The sequence below is a fragment of the Pelolinea submarina genome (assembly GCF_003966975.1).
In the GTDB taxonomy this organism is placed as follows: Bacteria; Chloroflexota; Anaerolineae; order Anaerolineales; family Anaerolineaceae; genus Pelolinea; species Pelolinea submarina.
On the sequence record NZ_AP018437.1, the window covers coordinates 3,441,673 to 3,459,758 of the forward strand.

Annotated in this window: 16 protein-coding genes and 1 pseudogene; 1 reads left to right on the top strand and 16 read right to left on the bottom strand. The window is 48.1% G+C overall.

Features of this window, described 5'->3' with window-relative positions; genetic code table 11:
• Nucleotides 1–90: 90 nt before the first annotated feature.
• Both Pelsub_RS15225 and gpmA read right to left on the bottom strand, forming a co-directional pair.
• Complete coding sequence (locus Pelsub_RS15225) at nucleotides 91–4,803, bottom strand: beta strand repeat-containing protein (RefSeq protein ID WP_116226142.1); 4,713 nt, start codon at nucleotides 4,801–4,803, stop codon at nucleotides 91–93.
• 344 nt (nucleotides 4,804–5,147) lie between these two features.
• Nucleotides 5,148–5,894 (bottom strand): 2,3-diphosphoglycerate-dependent phosphoglycerate mutase, encoded by a 747-nt coding sequence (gpmA, locus tag Pelsub_RS15230; protein ID WP_116226143.1) that lies wholly within the window; start codon nucleotides 5,892–5,894, stop codon nucleotides 5,148–5,150.
• Between the two features lie 97 nt (nucleotides 5,895–5,991).
• Here gpmA and Pelsub_RS15235 point away from each other — a divergent pair, with 97 nt between their 5' ends.
• Entirely contained in the window at nucleotides 5,992–6,741 is a 750-nt protein-coding gene (locus tag Pelsub_RS15235; protein ID WP_116226144.1) for a redoxin domain-containing protein, read from the top strand.
• Between the two features lie 213 nt (nucleotides 6,742–6,954).
• On the opposite strand, the gene Pelsub_RS15240 is transcribed toward Pelsub_RS15235, so the two are convergent.
• The 14 genes and pseudogenes from Pelsub_RS15240 to dhaK form a co-directional block, all read right to left on the bottom strand.
• Nucleotides 6,955–7,995, bottom strand: coding sequence for a zinc-dependent alcohol dehydrogenase (locus Pelsub_RS15240; protein WP_116226145.1), 1,041 nt, complete (start codon nucleotides 7,993–7,995; stop codon nucleotides 6,955–6,957).
• A 16-nt stretch (nucleotides 7,996–8,011) separates the two neighbouring features.
• Nucleotides 8,012–8,806, bottom strand: a complete 795-nt coding sequence (locus Pelsub_RS15245) for a class I fructose-bisphosphate aldolase (protein WP_116226146.1) — start codon at nucleotides 8,804–8,806, stop codon at nucleotides 8,012–8,014.
• 128 nt (nucleotides 8,807–8,934) lie between these two features.
• Nucleotides 8,935–10,737, bottom strand: coding sequence for a PTS system mannose/fructose/sorbose family transporter subunit IID (locus Pelsub_RS15250; RefSeq protein WP_116226147.1), 1,803 nt, complete (start codon nucleotides 10,735–10,737; stop codon nucleotides 8,935–8,937).
• A 118-nt stretch (nucleotides 10,738–10,855) separates the two neighbouring features.
• On the bottom strand, nucleotides 10,856–11,344 hold the full coding sequence (locus tag Pelsub_RS15255; RefSeq protein ID WP_116226148.1) for a PTS system mannose/fructose/N-acetylgalactosamine-transporter subunit IIB: 489 nt from the start codon (nucleotides 11,342–11,344) through the stop codon (nucleotides 10,856–10,858).
• Nucleotides 11,345–11,375: 31 nt separating this feature from the next.
• A complete protein-coding gene (locus Pelsub_RS15260) occupies nucleotides 11,376–11,774 on the bottom strand; it encodes a PTS sugar transporter subunit IIA (protein ID WP_158675161.1) in 399 nt (132 codons plus the stop codon).
• Nucleotides 11,775–11,778: 4 nt separating this feature from the next.
• Nucleotides 11,779–12,318: a GntR family transcriptional regulator gene (locus Pelsub_RS15265; RefSeq protein WP_232528603.1), complete on the bottom strand. Its 540-nt coding sequence runs from the start codon at nucleotides 12,316–12,318 to the stop codon at nucleotides 11,779–11,781.
• A 9-nt stretch (nucleotides 12,319–12,327) separates the two neighbouring features.
• Nucleotides 12,328–12,537 (bottom strand): annotated as a pseudogene (locus Pelsub_RS16015) (winged helix-turn-helix domain-containing protein); the annotation flags it as partial.
• 125 nt (nucleotides 12,538–12,662) lie between these two features.
• Complete coding sequence (locus Pelsub_RS15270; RefSeq protein WP_116226151.1) at nucleotides 12,663–13,028, bottom strand: VOC family protein; 366 nt, start codon at nucleotides 13,026–13,028, stop codon at nucleotides 12,663–12,665.
• A 42-nt stretch (nucleotides 13,029–13,070) separates the two neighbouring features.
• A complete protein-coding gene (locus Pelsub_RS15275) occupies nucleotides 13,071–13,355 on the bottom strand; it encodes an HPr family phosphocarrier protein (RefSeq protein WP_116226152.1) in 285 nt (94 codons plus the stop codon).
• Between the two features lie 277 nt (nucleotides 13,356–13,632).
• Nucleotides 13,633–14,373 carry a dihydroxyacetone kinase phosphoryl donor subunit DhaM gene (dhaM, locus tag Pelsub_RS15280; RefSeq protein ID WP_116226153.1) on the bottom strand — a complete coding sequence of 247 codons (741 nt, stop codon included), beginning with the start codon at nucleotides 14,371–14,373 and terminating at the stop codon, nucleotides 13,633–13,635.
• A gap of 44 nt (nucleotides 14,374–14,417) precedes the next feature.
• Nucleotides 14,418–14,711 carry a hypothetical protein gene (locus tag Pelsub_RS15285; RefSeq protein WP_116226154.1) on the bottom strand — a complete coding sequence of 98 codons (294 nt, stop codon included), beginning with the start codon at nucleotides 14,709–14,711 and terminating at the stop codon, nucleotides 14,418–14,420.
• A gap of 96 nt (nucleotides 14,712–14,807) precedes the next feature.
• The gene (gene glpK, locus Pelsub_RS15290; protein ID WP_116226155.1) at nucleotides 14,808–16,307 is read right to left on the bottom strand and encodes a glycerol kinase GlpK; all 1,500 of its coding nucleotides are present in this window, start codon (nucleotides 16,305–16,307) and stop codon (nucleotides 14,808–14,810) included.
• A gap of 18 nt (nucleotides 16,308–16,325) precedes the next feature.
• A complete protein-coding gene (gene dhaL / locus Pelsub_RS15295) occupies nucleotides 16,326–16,961 on the bottom strand; it encodes a dihydroxyacetone kinase subunit DhaL (RefSeq protein WP_116226156.1) in 636 nt (211 codons plus the stop codon).
• A 70-nt stretch (nucleotides 16,962–17,031) separates the two neighbouring features.
• Complete coding sequence (dhaK, locus tag Pelsub_RS15300; RefSeq protein WP_116226157.1) at nucleotides 17,032–18,033, bottom strand: dihydroxyacetone kinase subunit DhaK; 1,002 nt, start codon at nucleotides 18,031–18,033, stop codon at nucleotides 17,032–17,034.
• Nucleotides 18,034–18,086: the final 53 nt, after the last annotated feature.

Here is an 18,086-nt window from a genome sequence, read left to right on the forward strand (position 1 = left end):
CCATTAATTCTGAAACTCACCTATTATTATAAAAATAAAAAGGGCACTTCTGAAAATGAAGTGCCCTTTTTTCATTTTAAGCAAACAATACTAGTAATCCAAATTAGCGTCTCCGGAATTATCCATATCATTACCGAAGTAGGTCGTTTTGTAGAGTTCCGGGCTGGCGTCGCCGGTTATGTCGATACCGGAGCCATAATTCCCATTGAATACGCTGTAAGAAATTTTCACATCGGAGCCGCTCGCAACGGTCAAGGTTACGCCATCACCGTTGCTGAGTGAACCATTGAATACTGAACGCACCTTGAACAACGTGATGCCTTCATTTGCCGTCGCGTAAATGCCTGCTCCACCATTGCGGTTCAGCAACGCGTCGCTGACCAGCAAGCTACCGGACGTACTGATAGATACTCCATCAGTACCGTTGGCTTCCGCAGTCAGGCCGCTGAGGCTGACGTCGCCGGTGGATACAATCAACAGGCCATTCTGGGTATTATTGCTGAATACGCTTTCGCCAATTTTATTCGTCAACTTCACGGTCGCGCCAGAACCCGCACTGTTATCTATGAAGACGCCATTCTTATTGTTGGTGGCCGTCAGATTGTCCAAAATCACATCACCCTTGGTAACAACTTCCAATCCATTGCCAACCGTAACACCGTCAAACTTGGAACGGGTAACGGTGACATCCCGCGCAGAGCTGGCGCTGCTGTTATTCAGATAGATGCCGTCCGTGTAATCTACCGCGTAGCTCAGGCTGATGTCACCATTCGTCACGACGTGCAAGCCGTTATTGCCGTTGCCATCGTTTTGAATGCGGGTCAAAGTTACTCCATCAGCGTTGGCCGAGGTGGTGTTGTCAATGGTGATGCCATAACCCACGTTCCCATCCGCACTGACATTGCCCACGTAAATCGCACCGTTGGTGTTGATCGCTATTCCATTTGATCCATTATTAGAAACCTCAGAAAGGTAACTCTTTGAGGTCGCTTTGACAGTAATAACACCGGTTGAACCGTTATACGGGTTGTAGAGCACCAAACCTTGGCCTCCGTTGTTGTTAGCATTCACGTTGATCACGGTAATGTTGCCAAATGAATAGGCCAGTAATCCGATATCGCTGTTACCACTAAATGCCTCTGCGCCGTAGCTTCCCTGCACTGTGATATTCCCGCTGCCTTCACAAGTGCCGGTGACACCGCTTTCCTGGCAGTTATCCAGGTAAGCACCGGCTGTGCCCAGGTTGTTGTTGGCCGTTACCGACTTCAGGTCGATATTGCCCAGACTGTCTACGTACAACCCATAGGCGGAATTACCATTGAAGTTCGCACCGGAGACACTGACCGACTGGGTTGTGGCAGCGCCTGTGTTGTCTACTCTGGCGCCATGTCCGTTGCTGTTTCCACTGGCGCCGCCATCCTTCCAGGTCACACTGCCAGTGGTTAATATTACGACACCATCATAACCATTTTCATTAAAAATGGCGTTGCTTAAACTGACCCATTTTCCCTCACCCGTGGTGTTATCCAGGTGAGCCCCGTTATCACCGTTGCTATCCATTACTGCATCGGAAATGCTGATGTTGCCATCCGTCTCAAGGTATAGACCTGACCATGTGTTATTGTTGCTTTCAATCCCTGTTCCACCGCGCGTGGCTGACAGGATAGTCACATCGCTATCATTGGAAATAAAGGTGCCATATTTACCATTTGACGAAGTCACAACATTCTTGAGGATTACTTTTTTTGCATCATCGATATCCAAACCAGTTCCGGAATTGTTATTAGCAGTCGTGCTGGTCAGAGTAATACTGCCGCCGGTACTTCTCAGGAAAAGACCATCCACGATGTTGTCGTTGGCCTCCAGTTTGGAAAGTGTGATGCTGCCCGGAATGGTGATGTACACCCCATAGTTACCGTTGCCGGAGAAAGAATTGGTGTAACCGCTGGAGGTGCTTAATTTCACTGACACTTTAGACAAATCGAAGGTGTTGTTGATGGATAAACCGTTTTCGTCGTTTTTATCCGCCGTGATGTTAGTCAGCACGACCGCGCCATTGGTCGTGATCGACAGACCATTCAGCTTGTTCTCGTTGAATTGGTTATCTGATCCGATCACCTTAATACCTGCGGTATAAGTACAGCCGCCCAAGGCACTGTCGTATTGGCAGTTGTCAATTGAAACGCCCATGCCTTCGGTACCGGTGTTGTAATTCGCCTGCACCGCGCTCAAGATCACCATGCCGGTGCTTTCGATCAGAATACCGGAACCACTCGCGTTGTCGCTGGCCGTTGTGTCGTAGATCTTTACATTCTGTTTCTTGGTAGAAGAGGTATTATCCAGCTGCATACCATTCAAGGCATTGCTGTCAGAAGTCGCATTCTTCAGAACTATTGCGCCGTTGGAATTTACGACCAAACCGGTGCCTAGCGTAGAATCCGAGAAATCAGCGCTGCTGATATTAACCGCTTTGTTTGAACCAGTGGAATTATCGATGTACGCACCGTATCCGTTGCCGCTGGCATCCACAGCGCGCAAGTTGATGATACCGGATGAGAGGATGTAAATGCCATATCCGCCATTGTTTGTATAATTTGCAGTAAATGAGCGCGCGCCAGTGAAGCTAATGGTCTTGGTTGAATCAGAAGCCCAAATGTACAAGCCATTGGCACTATTGGAGTAAGAATTCACGCTGTATAGCGTCACCGCGCCATTGGTAGAAATCCAGATGCCGTGCCCGCCATTACCGGTTGCATCAACTGCTCTCAAAGAGACGGATTTAGATTTACCAGTGCTGTTGTCCAGGATGGCGCCATTAGCGCTGTTGTTTGCGATAGTCAAATCCTGTATGGAAATATTCCCATTGGAATAAATCTGGATGCCATTCAAGGTGTTATTGGAAACACTGTCGGTAAAATCTTCCAAGTCGGATGTATAGGTCTGTTTGATTGTCACCACGCCGGACTTGCCGGTGTAGTTATTTTTAATATATATGCCATAATTATTGTTATCAGCAGTGAAATTCATTAATGTTACATTGCTGCCTGAAAGAATATACAACCCCGTTCCGCCATTATCATTGAAAGAATTTACGGAATTCCCGGCAATGCTGACAATCCCATTCCCCAGGCAAGTGCCGCTGGCTGCATCGTAGATACAGTTATCCAGATAGACGCCATCCCCATCATTATCCTCGGCTGTAACACTATCCAGGCTGATATTCTTGCTGGAATAGACTTCCAAGCCATTATCACCGTTAGTTGAGAATTGGCTATCACTCACACTCACAGAACCTTTACCGCTGGTGTTATCAAGGTGAATGCCTCCGTAATCATAATCCAGACCATTACTGTAAGTGCTGACGCTTTCCAGCACAATATTTCCGCCGGTGACAACATAGATGCCGCTCAGTTCATTGTTATCCGCTTGCACATTTTCAAGCGTAACGTAAGCCGTGGTGGAAGTATTATTTATATATAAACCGTAGCCATAGTCTTCATCCAAAGATTCCGTAAAGTTGCCGGAGAAAAGGCTGTTTCCAACCACAATACCTTTAGAGGAAGTCAATTCTGCACCGCTACCGGCATTTGCGCTGGCGGTTACACCATCCAGTGTAATGACGCCATTGGAGTTGATGTACAGACCGCTATAGTTGGTGCTGGAAATGGAATCATCGTTGTGGCTGAATTCGCTGTTAGTGATGGTAACGGCACTATTTCCAGCTGTGTTATCTACGTACATTCCATAAGCGCTATTGTTGTCTGCCTTCACCTGGTCAACCGTCACCGCGCCATTCTGGTCGGTGATAGTAATGCCCGTTCCGCTGGAGGATTCCACTGTAACATCCGTTAACGTGATTGTGCCAATGTTACCGGTAATTTCCAATTGACCGATTATGGTCATGCCAATCAAGGTGAAACCGCTGGTGGTGTTGGAAATGATGATCGTACCCGTGATGGTTGTGTCGGAAGAAGTGCCTGAACTGACAATCCCTTTCAGCGCAGAAAGATTCCCGTAGCCGGATGATCCATCAACCGAGATGTCTTCCGTGTAAGAATCCGCTTCAATGTGCAAAATTCCATCGCTGGGTATCAAGCCATTTTCATCCATATATGTAAGCGCACTGCTGATAGGTGTGTCCGATTCGTAGCAATAAGTCGCATCTGATGGACAGGTACCGCCGGTTTTCACGTAGGCGTATTTTACGCCATTCACTATCCACCAGGGATCCGCACTGGAAATGATCTCAGCGTTACTTTCGCTGGTTGTGTCAACCTCATCGCCATTCTCATCTACTACAGTAAGATCACTTTCGGCCAGTTCACTGGCAACATCACCGGAATTTTCGCCCTGGTCATCGCCTGTTTCAGTTTCCGAATTATCAGCAATCACATCGTCAGATTCTGTCGAAGTTGAGCCTTCATCCAAAGAAGCATCCGATTCACCGGTATCATCGCCGGTATCATCGCCGCTTTCATCCAGTATCTCGTCTTGTGATGTGCCCTCATTCTCCAACTGATCGTCCGAGCTGCTGCCACTATCCGTGCTCTCGTCCAGCTGCTCATCTGCAGAAGTTTCATCCTGGGAATCATCAGTGGAATCAGCTATGTCGGTCAGCATCGGTGTATTCTCGTCGTCTGAACTTATCTCACCACCCGACGGACTTTCGGCTGTTGTTCCTGTGCCTGCTTCAGGGGCAGTCCCATCATCGGCAAAAACGGAACCGAATGCCATCAGGCTGATAATCAGCATGATCGGCAGCAAAATAGTCACCAGTCTTTTCTTACTTGATAAAGAAATCATCAATACCTCCGTGTCATGAAATTATTAACATCATCCAATTCCCCGCTAGTCAGATTTCCATGGGTATTTCGTATAAACCAACTCTGTCATTTTTAATTCAACGATTTATCGCGATGAAATCCATTTACAATGGATATCAGGGAAATCATCCACCGAATTTAAGTAGGGATTATACGATTCGTATATTCCCTATTCAATAGACAGTGGATTACACTTCTGTAATTCTATTTTTACAAAATATCGTTCTACAGACGGATGATTTATTAACTTGGATTGGTTAAAATAAATTTTTAAACAAAAAAGGCAGCCCAATTAGGACTGCCTTCATTTATTAATGGTTGTAGCTACTTTTTCTTGGCCTGGTTGGCAACTGCGTTGATGGCCGCGTTGACTGCGTCCTGGTCGCCTAGGTAGTAGTGGCGGATGGGGTGCATATCCTCATCCAACTCATAGACCAGCGGAACACCGGTGGGAATATTCAAACCGGTAATTTCGTCATCGGAAATATTATCCAGATATTTAACCAACGCACGCAAGCTGTTGCCGTGAGCGGCAATAATCACTTTCTTGCCTTCCTTAATTACCGGGACAATGCTATCGACCCAATAAGGCAGGAAACGTTCCACGGTATCCTTCAAACACTCGGTCAGAGGGATTTCATCCGTCGGCAGGCTGGCATAACGCGCATCTTTGCCGGGATAACGTTCATCATCGCGGGTTAAAGGCGGTGGTGGGACATTATAGCTGCGGCGCCACACGTGCACCTGCTCTTCGCCGAATTTTTCAGCGGTTTGCGCTTTGTTGAGGCCCTGCAGGTCGCCGTACATGCGTTCATTCAAACGCCAGGAACGGACCACCGGAATCCACATCAAATCCATGTCTTCCAGCACGATCCACAGGGTTCGGATAGCACGTTTTAAGACAGAAGTGAAGGCGATGTCGAATGTATATCCACCTTCTTTTAATAATTTGCCGCCGTTATGTGCTTCGGACACACCTTTCTCTGATAAATCCACATCGGTCCAACCGGTGAAAAGGTTTTCCTTATTCCAGACACTTTCCCCGTGCCGGATGAGTACTACTTTGTACATAGGCCACTTCCTTTGCTATTAGAGAATTATTAATTTGATTTCCCAAAATACGAAAACATTATAATACATACAAGTTAGAAACCAATGGAGGTATATTATGAAACTTAAAACAGGTATGCAAGCCCCTGATTTTACCGCTCCCTGCCATTTAGGCAAAGATGTCACCCTGTCGCTTTTACGCGGAAAAACGGTTGTTATCGCGTTTTATCCGGCTGCCTGGACCCCCGTTTGCACCGGTCAGATCCCTTCTTATGAAGCGCTGCACGATACCTTTGCGAAATTGGATGTGCAGGTTTTGGGAATCAGCACCGATCACGTCCCCTGCCTGCGGGCGTGGGCCGAAAGCCTGGGCGGTATCAACTACCCACTGGTCAGCGATTTCTGGCCGCACGGCGCTATCGCGGAAAAGTTCGGTGTATTCAAAGATGACGGGCAAAGCGAGCGCGCGGTGTTCATCATCGACAAAGACGGCGTTTTGCGCTATATCGACGTTCACGATATTCACGAACAACCCGATAACGAAGTGCTATTGGCGGAATTAAAAAAGATCATCCCGGACGCGGATGAAAAGCTAAAACATCTCTATCATGAAGATGAAGACCTTCCCAGTGGCGGTGTCGTGATCTACTGCACCCCCTGGTGCCCCAGCTGCCGCGAAGCCCGCGTGTGGTTGAAAGACAACAATGTTCCCTTTAAAGAGGTGGATATCTCCACCAACTTGACGGCCGCTCGCCAGGTGCGTTCATGGGGCAACGGCTATCAAATCACCCCCACCTTCGATATTGACGGCCAGATTGTTCTGGACTTTGACGAAAATAAGCTCAGCGAGCTAATTCTGAATAAATAACCGATAGATCAGTACTGGTCATGCGACCGCCGCACTATTCATGAGCCGAAAATCTCAGGAGCAGTGCCGTAGTCGATGACCAGTTTTTTTTTCTTCTTTACTGAGATTCCAACAATCTCTATTTCCATTTATTTTCATCAGCAGGGGTTTAAATGCAAATGAGGTTATCGCATAAACAATAACCTCATCTACAGTTTTGCTTTAATTTAGTTATTACATCGTCACAACGACCCGATAAGTCTCGGGGGTCATGGCAGCTTCAATCGCATCTTCCAACTGAGAGAAGGGATATACTTTCGAGATAAAGGGTTTTACGTCAATGATTTTCTTTGAAATCATGCGCGTGGCTAATAAAAAGTCCTCTTTATCCTGGCTTACCGTACCACTTAAAACAACTTCGTTACTATGGAATAGGTTTGGATCCACGGAAATTTTCGTTCCACGTGGGTGAATGCTGGCGTATACGGCTACTCGTCCGCCCTTTGCCACTGCCTCAACGGCTTGCTCGACAGCACTAGCAATACTGACAGCAACGAAGATTTTGTCTGCTCCGCGTCCATCCGTCAGTTCTTTTACACGGTCAACAAATGATTCTTTAATGGGGTCAATGACCGTTTCTGCCCCAATTTTCTTCGCAAAAGCTGCCCGTTCCGGGTTCGGTTCACTAACAATAACGCGTGCGCCCGCCTGTTTTGCCAGAAGGACGTGTAAAACGCCCATGATACCGGCGCCGATAATGACAACGTCTTCAGTCGGCTTGATATTTGCGTGCAAAATACTGCGTGTCACGCAGCTGACCGGTTCAGCCAAACACAATTCCTCAAAAGAAACGTCATTGGCACCTTTGTAAACCTGATAATCATCAACAAGGACATATTCACCCAGGCCAGCCGGTCCGGGAACATCGTTGTCGCTGAAAGGTTTACGAGAATTGTCGCAGTTGCTGTCCATGCCTGAACGGCAGGAATCGCAGTAACCACAACGGGTCAAACCGGCGTAAACTACACGATCGCCGGGTTTCGCGTCAATGAAGCATTTTTCGCCCACCGCAACCAACTCTCCGGAAACTTCATGTCCACCGGAAAGAGGGTAGTACTTCTCAACACCGCTGTACATTCGTTGTTCCCAGGTGCAAATTGCGCAGGCTTTTACTTTAATCAACGCTTGCCGAGGACCGGGTTTGGGAATTGGCAGCTCATCAATTCGGATCTGTTTTACTCCAACAAATACAGATCGTTTATATGTTTCAGCCATTTTGTTCCTTCCTAGACTACTTTAAATATTCGAGAGCTTTTTCTACAGTTGCATCCTCATGAACAATAGCTACGATGGCAGCTGTGAGTTTGTCCGGGTGCGGGTGACGGTAAATATTGCGGCCAACAGCCACACCGGCTGCGCCGGCGTTTACTGCATCATAAATTGAGGTCAGCAGGTCAGCGGGATCTTTCGATTTGCCACCACCGAGTACAACGATAGGAGCGTAAGTTTGTTCAACAATTTTCTTCCAGCTTTCCGGATCGCCGCTGTAGGTTGTCTTGACGAAGTCAACACCCATTTCAACGCCGACACGGCAGGCATGACCGATATTTTCGGGGGTCCACCACTTGGCGGGATCTTCGAAACCACCGGGCAGCATTTCTGCCATTACCGGAACGCCCCATTCCATACCCTGGGAGATCAAATCGGCCAAGTAGGGCAGATTATCGGCTTCATAGGAAGCGCCGGGCATACCCATGCAGCAGACTGCTTCCGCGCCCAAGCGCAGAGCTTCGTAAACATTGAAGACCAACTGGGAGCTGTTGCGTTGTTCGGCCAGCATAGTGCTGCCGCCGTCTACACGCAAGCAGATGCTCATGTTGCCGATTTCTTTAGCGAAATTTTTGACCACACCCACATTCGTGAGGATGGCGTCCGCGCCACCGGCTTGTACCTTGGTGATAACCTCACCGGGTTTTTCCAATCCTTCCATCATACCGAAGGAGGCAGCATGGTCCATGGCAAAAATGACCGTGCGTCCTTTTTTGCTGAAAATTCGATTCCAGCGATGTGCTTTTGAATCTGACATTATTTTTTGACCTTTCAAATTTTATTTTTACAGGGTGGAGGTTCGGTACCAGTAAAAATTTTGAACCTCCACCACCTGTAATTACATTTAGTATCTACACAATCAAATTATTTAAGAAGTGTAGATGGTTAGCTGGAAAGCAGACCAGCTTTGATCACCTCACCGGCTTCATTGATGCTGGGCCAGATCGGAATCGAGGCCAGGATGCCAATGAGAATGATGGCGAACATGATTTTGGTCACGCTAACCTGCTTCTTGGCAACCAACCACCAGACAACCAGGGTCAGAATCAAGGGGAGCAAGTTGGGCATGAACATATTGAGGATGTCCTGAATGACGAAGGAAGAACCGCCGATCATGAAAGCCAGGGGGGTTTTCAGGGAGACAAAGCTCACGGTCAGGGCACCGATAACGAAGTTACCCAGGACCATAGCGCCACTCATCAAGCGATCAAGCGTGCCACTGCGCAGGATGTTGGTAACTGCATCGCGACCTTTTAAATAACCGGTCTTGTAAAGCCACCAACCCACACCCCAAACGAAAGCAGCCATGGACACAAAGAAGAACAGCGGGCCCAGAATGTTGCCTTTGGTCGCCGTGCCAACCTGGCCGCCAGTAGCGATGTTCATACCAATAGCGAGCAAAATCGGGATAACGATACCCTGCTGGATTGTGTCGCCAATACCAGCCATCGGGCCCATCAAGCCGACTTTGACAGCGTTGATGGCATCGTCAGTGATGTCCGCACCCAGGGCGCGTTCTTCTTCCATAGCAATGACAATACCGTTGATGATGCCGCCAATATCAGGTTGCGTGTTGTAGAAGACCAGGTGCCGTTTCAATGCAGCGGTTACGTCTTCTTTCTTGGTGTACAGTTTGGCAATGATGGGGGTCATTGAATGGCCGAAACCAATACCCTGCATACGTTCCCAGTTGTAGCAACTGTGTGAGAAGCACAGCCAACGCCACCATGAGGCAAAGACGTCTTTCTCGGTGAGGATGCGTTTCTTTTCGGCAACTTCCTTTTCAACTTTCTCGGTTTTCTCAGCGGAATCACCCTTACCGGTGAATGTAACATGCATGAAAGCCAAAACGCCGCCGAGGGCAGCAAAAGGCAGTAAGTTGACACTGCCACCCATCAGGGTAGCGATAATGTAACCGGCGAAGAAGTACGGCCAAACATTTTTTACCAATAGGAATTTCAGGTTGAGCGCGATACCCAGAGCAGCCAGCATACCGGAAGCGGTGTACAGACCGGACATCACCCAAATCGCGTTAGCGGCCACCCAGTTCAAACCGGCTTGCACAGCGGCAGAGCCGAGGTAAGCTGCCAATGTGACCGGAACAGCATACAGCACGAACTGGAAGGGCTGCGAGTAGATGATGTTTGCCCTGGCAACACCTTTGATGTCGCCTTTCTCAGCGAAAGCATCCGCCTTGTGGGCGAAGGTGGCGCAGACAGCCATACGCAGTGACCAGGTAATGCTTCCAAGCAAACCCAGCGGCGCGGCAATAGCCAAAGCACCATTCACGTCCAAACCACTACCCAAGGCTAATGCAGTACCCAGGTAACCGGCCAGACCAGGATCACCAGGCAGTGAACCACCGGCTGAGATCCAGCCGAGGTACAAGACGTTGATGTTCGCGCCAATGGCAATACCTTCCGCAGGATGGCCCATGACGATACCAACCAGGGTACCGGCAACCAGAGGCCGATAGAAAACGGTGTAACCCAGGTTGCCCAGGAACGGGGACATGGACATGTAATACATCAAGCCGATGATAATAGCCATCGGGAGACTCATGGTTACCGGTGTATCTTGAGCAACCGGAGCAGCCTGTGCGAAGATGAAGCTACCAGCGAGTAAAAGCATGGTGATCATCATAGCAATGGCAATTTGCTTTTTATCTTTCTTTACTGGAACATTCATTACTATATCTCCTTTAAGAATTTAATAATTTTTTATTTTCGACCTACCTACCAATAAAACTCAATAATTTATTAAGCACCTCCTTATTTAATATTTTTAGTACCGTTAATTACATAGCTTATATAGCCGGAATGTCTTTAAATTCTTTGGATTTTTCCCCAGGTACAGACATGAAAGTAATTTCCACGCCGTCATCCTGCAGGGATTTTAAAACCTGATATTCCTCGCTGGAAATGGATGTATTTTTGAATACATTTTTCCTGCCAGGGCCCATACCCATACCACCGATATTTAATGCAGAGAAAGTAATACCTGCATCATAGAGTTGTTTTGCGGTTTTCGGATATTTCATTAATATCATTGTTGTTTCGGGGGTCGGATTATCCTGCAATGATTTCACACTGTTCTCGATAGTTTCCGCGACAACTTCCAATCCCGCGGGAGCTGCCAAACGGAGAACATCCACCATAAATGAGTCAGCAGCAACTAAATCATCGACGATTTGAATCCGGGTGAAAGTCTTGGTTTTGCACCAAACCGCAATCACTTGACCGTGAATTAATCGGTCATCAATACGAACAAGGCTCCAGTTTTTGATAGTAAACACCTCCTTTCATTAATAGATTAAATGCCGGATCTTAATTCCTGTTTAAAAATGGCTTAAGATTCTTGACAGAATCAGCTCCCACACTTGTGATGGTTTCTGCTAATTCCGAGACTGTTATTCCATCACGGCTGAGCAGCGCTTCAATCAACATGGGTAAGTTCGCGCCCGTGACGCATTCGACGTTATTCTTTAACACTTGGCGGGCTGTAACGTTGTAAGGCGTTCCGCACAAGATATCAATTAAAATCAATACTTCCTGGTCTCCGATTTTTGCCATGGTGTCATCGACTTTTTGTGCAAAATCCTCCGGCTTATCTCCTGGCTGGAGCGTTAAAGCATATACATCTTCAGCAGGGCCCGCAATCATTTCAGATGATTTAATTAACTGTTCAGACAGATTTCCATGGGAGACTACTACAATACTGATCATTTTTTTATTCACCTTTAAAAATTTTTTCTGTTGCATCTAAATTTATAAGTAAATGGTAAAAATCACCGCAATAGGTTGCGGCCGAATACTCAATAATTTCACCTGTATCCAAATAGGTTGTGCGATACTCATGCAGGACAGCAGATGGTTCAGGCAAAGCTAAAAGTTCCCGTTCGCGTTCATTTGAAAGGGAGGCAAATACTTCCTGGGTTGCCCGGTCAATTTTCAAATGGAAGACATCCCGCAGTATTCTAAATAATGAAATTTGAGCGAGGTTGTATTCCAGGATCTTTGGGCAGAAACGATGATTCACTAAAACCAGGTGAATCGCCAGCGGAACATTATTGACCAGGCGCAGTCGTTCAATTTTTATCAGTTCATCGCCCGGCTCTAATTTCATTGCTTGGGCAAATTCTTCTTTGGGTTGTGTTACGACCTCGAGACTGAGCAAGCGACTGCTGGGCGTTTTTCCGGATTTGATTAAATCATTAGAAAAACCATTCAGGGATACATTCACTGAAATATTGCGGTTGGGTTTCTTCACGAACGCGCCCCGCCCGGCTTGGACGTTGACCAAGTCCTCACGGATAAGCTGGCGGATGGTTTCACGGACAGTGGTGCGGCTAACGTTGAATTCTTCGCAAATCTCCCGCTCAGAGGGCAGCTTTGATTCCACCGGGTAAAAACCCGTACGAATCCTATCCCGTATAACCTCGGTTAGCTGGGAATGAAGCGGCTTCTGATGATTCCGGTCGATTTCCATTATTTTTATTTCAGCCGATCTATCCGTCTACTTGTAACAACTGGTAATTACAGGTTGACTTAAATATTATAGAAATAATCCTCAAAGATGTCAATAGACAAATATCACACAAAAAAACACCGATCTTATAGGTCGGTGTAGAAAATTATTTTAATTCCGTTGGGATCGTTGACAGAGAAAGCGCGCTGCCCCCAGGGTTTATCGGCAATTTCACCGAGGATGGCAATGCCTTTTCCCTGGACAAACTTGTAGTATGCGTTTACATCGTCAACTTCAATGGACAATTCAAAACCTTTGGGTTGGATGGCTTCCTTGCCCGGTGCGACCGCCAGCATTTCAACTTTCATGCCGCCTAGGTGAATAACAGTTCCTTTTTGGGCCGGACCGCGGTCCCATTCCTGAATTACAGGGCATTCAAGCTGATTTCGATAGAAATTTACCGTTTTTTCGTAGTCATTTGCCCGAAATATGAAACAAAATTCCTTCGTCATTGCTTCCAATCTCCTTAATACCGATAAATTTGAGGTTCCTGATTAGTCTTCTTCGCCAAAATTGGTTGCAAAGAGTTCACTAAAGGTATTCATAGCTTCTTCGGCATTATCGCCATCGATAGTCACTTTGACCACGTCATTTTGATTGGCGCCGATGGAAAGTACACAGGTAAAACTCTTAGCGTTGACCTGGGGAGTTTGCTTGCTTACATTTGCGATCACGATCGAATTTCCTTCCATCTTGGCAGCTGCTTTTACAAAACGAGCCGCCGGACGGGCATGCAGTCCAACTTTATTCGTAACAGTAAATTCTTTTGTAAACGACATAACTACAAAATCCTTTCGAGATAAACTTGTAACTACCAGTTATAACAGATTATAAGTATATATTATTTTTATTACTTTGGAAGGATTTTAATCATTAAATATTGATTACACATCTCTAAGCGCAAGAATAACTCCAATCGCGTAGTACAAGCTTTACAATTTAACCCGGGGCTGCCCGGTTCGATGCACTTCTTTACCAAGCGGTTTCTCAAATCGTTTTCCCGATGAAAAAAGAGCCTGCTTGTCGGCAGGCTCTGATCCTTCATTTTAGTAAAGCTCAATCCTCGTCAAACTTGCTTTCCACGAGTTCAGTCAAGGCTTTCAACGCTTCGTCTCTCTGTTTACCTGTCGCCGTAACCTGAATCTGGTGACCTTTCAGTACACCCAGGAAAGTTATCGCGGTGAGACTTTTAGCAGAGGAAGGCCCCTTGCCGGTGGTAAGATTCGTCACCATTATATCTGCGTCGTACTTGGAAGCGGTTTGAACAAATCGGACACCCGGGCGGGCATGCAATCCATGCTCATTTTGAAGTGTTAAGACAACTTCATGCTTATTCGGATCAGCATTTTGATCCGCCGGCACTTCCACCGGCTGCTGCGGTAATTCCGGCTCGAATTGTTCTTCCTTGGGTTTGATGGAGTTGAAAGCTTCGGTGTAAACCTGCTCCAAAGTGCCCCCCGCGCTGGCTTGGGCTGCCCCCACTACGGCCCCTTCAATAAAAGGTCCCGGGCAAACACGCACCCTGGTACGCACATCATCCGGAAGTAATTCCAGCGCCATTTGAGTGCTAAGTACAGCGCTGCCTAAATCCATCAACACCAAAACCCCTTCTTTCGAATCGACCTTCTGGATAGCATCCGCAATTTCTACCGCGTTCGTTCCAAAATCCTGGTTGTCCTCCCCCACGCCCGCAGCTGTGGCGATTTTAACCTGTCCGGAAGCGATCATTTGCAATGCCATGCCAGCCGCACTCTCAGCCAACTTTTTACTGTGAGATACTAATACTAAATTAACCATTACAACCTGCTTTCGGATATATTGTTCTCTGGTTTGATTTTAACTCAGGAATTCTTTTTCCCTTTTTTATAATTATCCGGTTTGCCAAATAAGCTATGAAAATAATTCATCCCCAAAAATACCAACCAAATACTTGCGCCCATTACAACCCCCCATAAAATTCCATTCCAGAGGGTGCCGCCTCCGGAAACCGATTGCCATGCCACCCAAATTGCCAGCGCAACACTGACAACCGTTATGGCCGTGAACCCGGTACTCCTTGGGATCCACGCCTGCCGCAGCGGTTTTTCGTCCTTCTCTTTCTTTTTATCATTTTTCTCAACGGTATTTTTTGTCAAAAGCCACCTCGCCCAAATATCTGCCCGGTAAAGCAAAACTTAATAGAAGGGGCGGCTGATATGCGGCCGCCCCGGGAATGTTCTTTCAGGAAGAAATTACTCGACCCAATCAAAGGTGCGGGTAACAGCTTTCTTCCATCCTTTATAAATCTTCTCGCGCTTAGCCTCATCCATAGCAGGCTTCCATTCCTTGTCCTTGCCCCAATTCGCGCGCAGGTCGTCCACCTTAGCCCAGAAGCCAACCGCCAGGCCGGCCGCATAGGCGGCGCCCAGAGCGGTGGTTTCGGCAACGGTCGGGCGGATAACCGGAACGCCCAGAATGTCGGACTGGAACTGCATCAGCAGTTCGTTGAAGACCATGCCGCCGTCCACTTTGAGAGCTTTCAGCGCCACGCCGGAGTCCTTGTTCATGGCATCCAGCACTTCACGGGTCTGGTAGGCGGTAGCTTCCAGTACCGCGCGGGCAATGTGGCCGGCATTGACATAGCGGGTCAGGCCGACGATCGCACCGCGGGCATCGCTCTTCCAGTAGGGAGCAAACAGACCGGAGAAGGCCGGTACGAAGTAAATGCCGCCGCTGTCATCGACAGTCTTGGCCAGATCTTCAATTTCCGGTGACTTCTTGATCATCTTCAGGTTATCGCGCAGCCACTGCACCAAAGCGCCGGTGATGGCGATGGAGCCTTCCAACGCGTACACGGCCGGCTGGTCGCCGATCTTGTAACCCAGGGTGGTCAACAGACCGTTCTTGGACTGGATCGGTTTGGTGCCGGTGTTCAACAGCATGAAGCAGCCGGTTCCGTAGGTGTTCTTGGCCTCGCCGGGGTCATAGCAGGTTTGGCCGAAGAGGGCCGCCTGCTGGTCACCCAGGTCACCCGCAACCGGGATGCCGTCCAGGCCGCTGTTCATGCACTTGCCGTAAACTTCGCTGGAGGCTTTGATGGCCGGGAGCATGGAGCGGGGGATGCCCATGACTTTGAGCATGTCCGGATCCCAGTCCAGGGTTTCCAGGTTCATCAGCATGGTGCGGGAAGCGTTGGACACGTCGGTGACGTGCACGCCGCCTTTGGGGCCGCCCGTCAGATTCCAGATCACCCAGGTGTCAATGTTGCCGAACATCAGTTCGCCTTTGTCGGCTTTTTCGCGCGCACCGGGGACATTATCCAGCATCCATTTGACTTTCGGGCCGGAGAAATAGGTCGCCAGGGGCAGGCCTACTTTTTCGCGGAAGCGATCCTGGCCCCCGTCTTTCGCTAATTCATTGCAGATTTGATCGGTGCGGGTATCCTGCCAGACGATCGCGTTATGGATCGGTTTTCCAGTGGCTTTTTCCCATACTACGGTGGTCTCGCGTTGGTTGGTGACTCCAACTGCGGCCAGATCGCTGGCCATTACACCGGTTTTCTTCAAAGCGCCTGCGATTACTTCCTGTGTTCTTTCCCAAATTTCCATTGGGTCATGTTCCACCCAACCGGGTTTGGGATAGATCTGTTCGTGCTCTTTTTGATCAACACCGATGACTTTGCCACTGTGATCAAAGATCATAAAGCGTGTACTGGTTGTACCCTGATCTACTGCACCAACATATTTAGCCATTTTGTAATCCTTTTCAATTTATTCCTTAGTCCATACATCGGCAGCAGTTTTTAAAAGCAGGTAAGATGAAGTTGCACCCGGATCCTGATGTCCGGCACTGCGTTCTCCCAGATAACTGGCTCTGCCTTTACGCGCTACCAATGGTATGGTCGATTCCATTCCTTTTTTTGCAGCATCCGCAGACAAATGCAACGCTTCCTCAAATGATGTTCCATCCTTAGAAGCATCCAGTAGTGTCTGTACGGCCGGGGTCAATGCATCTACCATTGTCTTATCCCCCACAGCAGCTTTCCCAAGCCTAATGATGCCGTTATTTGCAGCTTCAAGAGCCTCTGCCCAATCCGATAACGTGAGTTCCATTTTTCCATTCAACCGGTTGCCTGCCTGAATAAACAAGGTCGAGTAAAGCGGCCCACCGGCTCCGCCGACAGTTGAGAGAAGGGTCATGCCGACGGTTTTGAAGATTGAACCGATATCTTTATCTTGTACACCCGGTAATTTTGTCACTACAGCCTGAAAACCACGATGCATATTCGCTCCGTGGTCAGCGTCTCCGATGATCGAATCGAGGTCGGTCAGATAATCTTTATTTTCCGTGATGACCTGATCGTAGGTTTGAAGCCATTTGATAACGTCGTCGTTGTTAATTGTCAAATCGTTCTCCTTTTTTGGCTGAAGGCTGTGGGGAATTCCCCGCAGCCTTCTTATTAATAATCAATCGACGTTAAATCCCCCAGCGCAATCCAGCGGTTTTCACTGGCGCGTCCCACAATTTGATCAGGTCGCTGTCCATTTTCAGCATTGTGATGGAAGTACCGGCCATTTCGAGGCTGGTGATATACGGGCCGATCAGTTTGCGTACGACTTTAATGCCATGTTTCTCGGCGATTTCTACCGCTTTGCGATAAATAATGTACAGTTCGATCAGCGGAGTTCCTCCCATGCCGTTCACAAACAGCAGCACTTCATCACCGGATTTGAATGGCAAATCCTCAATGATGGGCATCATTAACATTTCAGTGATTTCATCAGCCGGTTTGATCTTCATGCGGGTGCGGCCAGGTTCACCGTGGATGCCAATACCGATTTCCATCTCGTCTTCCGGAAGGTCAAAGGTCGGTTTTCCGGCGTGCGGTACAGTGCAGGAAGTCAAAGCCATGCCCATGCTGCGGCCCTGGCTATTGATCTTGCGGGCCAGATCGGCAACTTCTTTGAGCGAGCGGCCTTCTTCTGCGGCGGCGCCGACTATCTTTTCCATCAAAACGGTCAACCCAACACCGCGTCTTCCTGCGGTATACAGGCTGTCTTTGACGGCTACGTCGTCATCCACGACTACGGCTTCTACGTCAATTCCTTCGCCTTTGGCAAGATCAGCAGCCATTTCGAAGTTCATGACATCACCGGTGTAATTTTTCACAATGTGCAGCACACCCGCGCCGCCATCGACGGCTTTGGTAGCTTCCAACATCTGATCAGGCGTCGGTGAAGTGAAAACAGCGCCCGGGCAAGCCGCATCCAGCATGCCTTTGCCCACAAAACCACCGTGCATGGGCTCATGACCGCTGCCGCCGCCAGACACCAATGCTACTTTCCCTTTTACCGGTGCATCAGCACGGACGATGAAGTTGGGATCATAGTGAATTTTCACCAGATCCGGATGAGCAATCTCGATCCCCTGAAGTTCTTCCAGAACGACATCTTCCGGTTTATTGATTAACTTTTTCATTTAATTCACCCTTCTCTTATTTGAAACTCATTTTAATACAACTTCAAATTGGG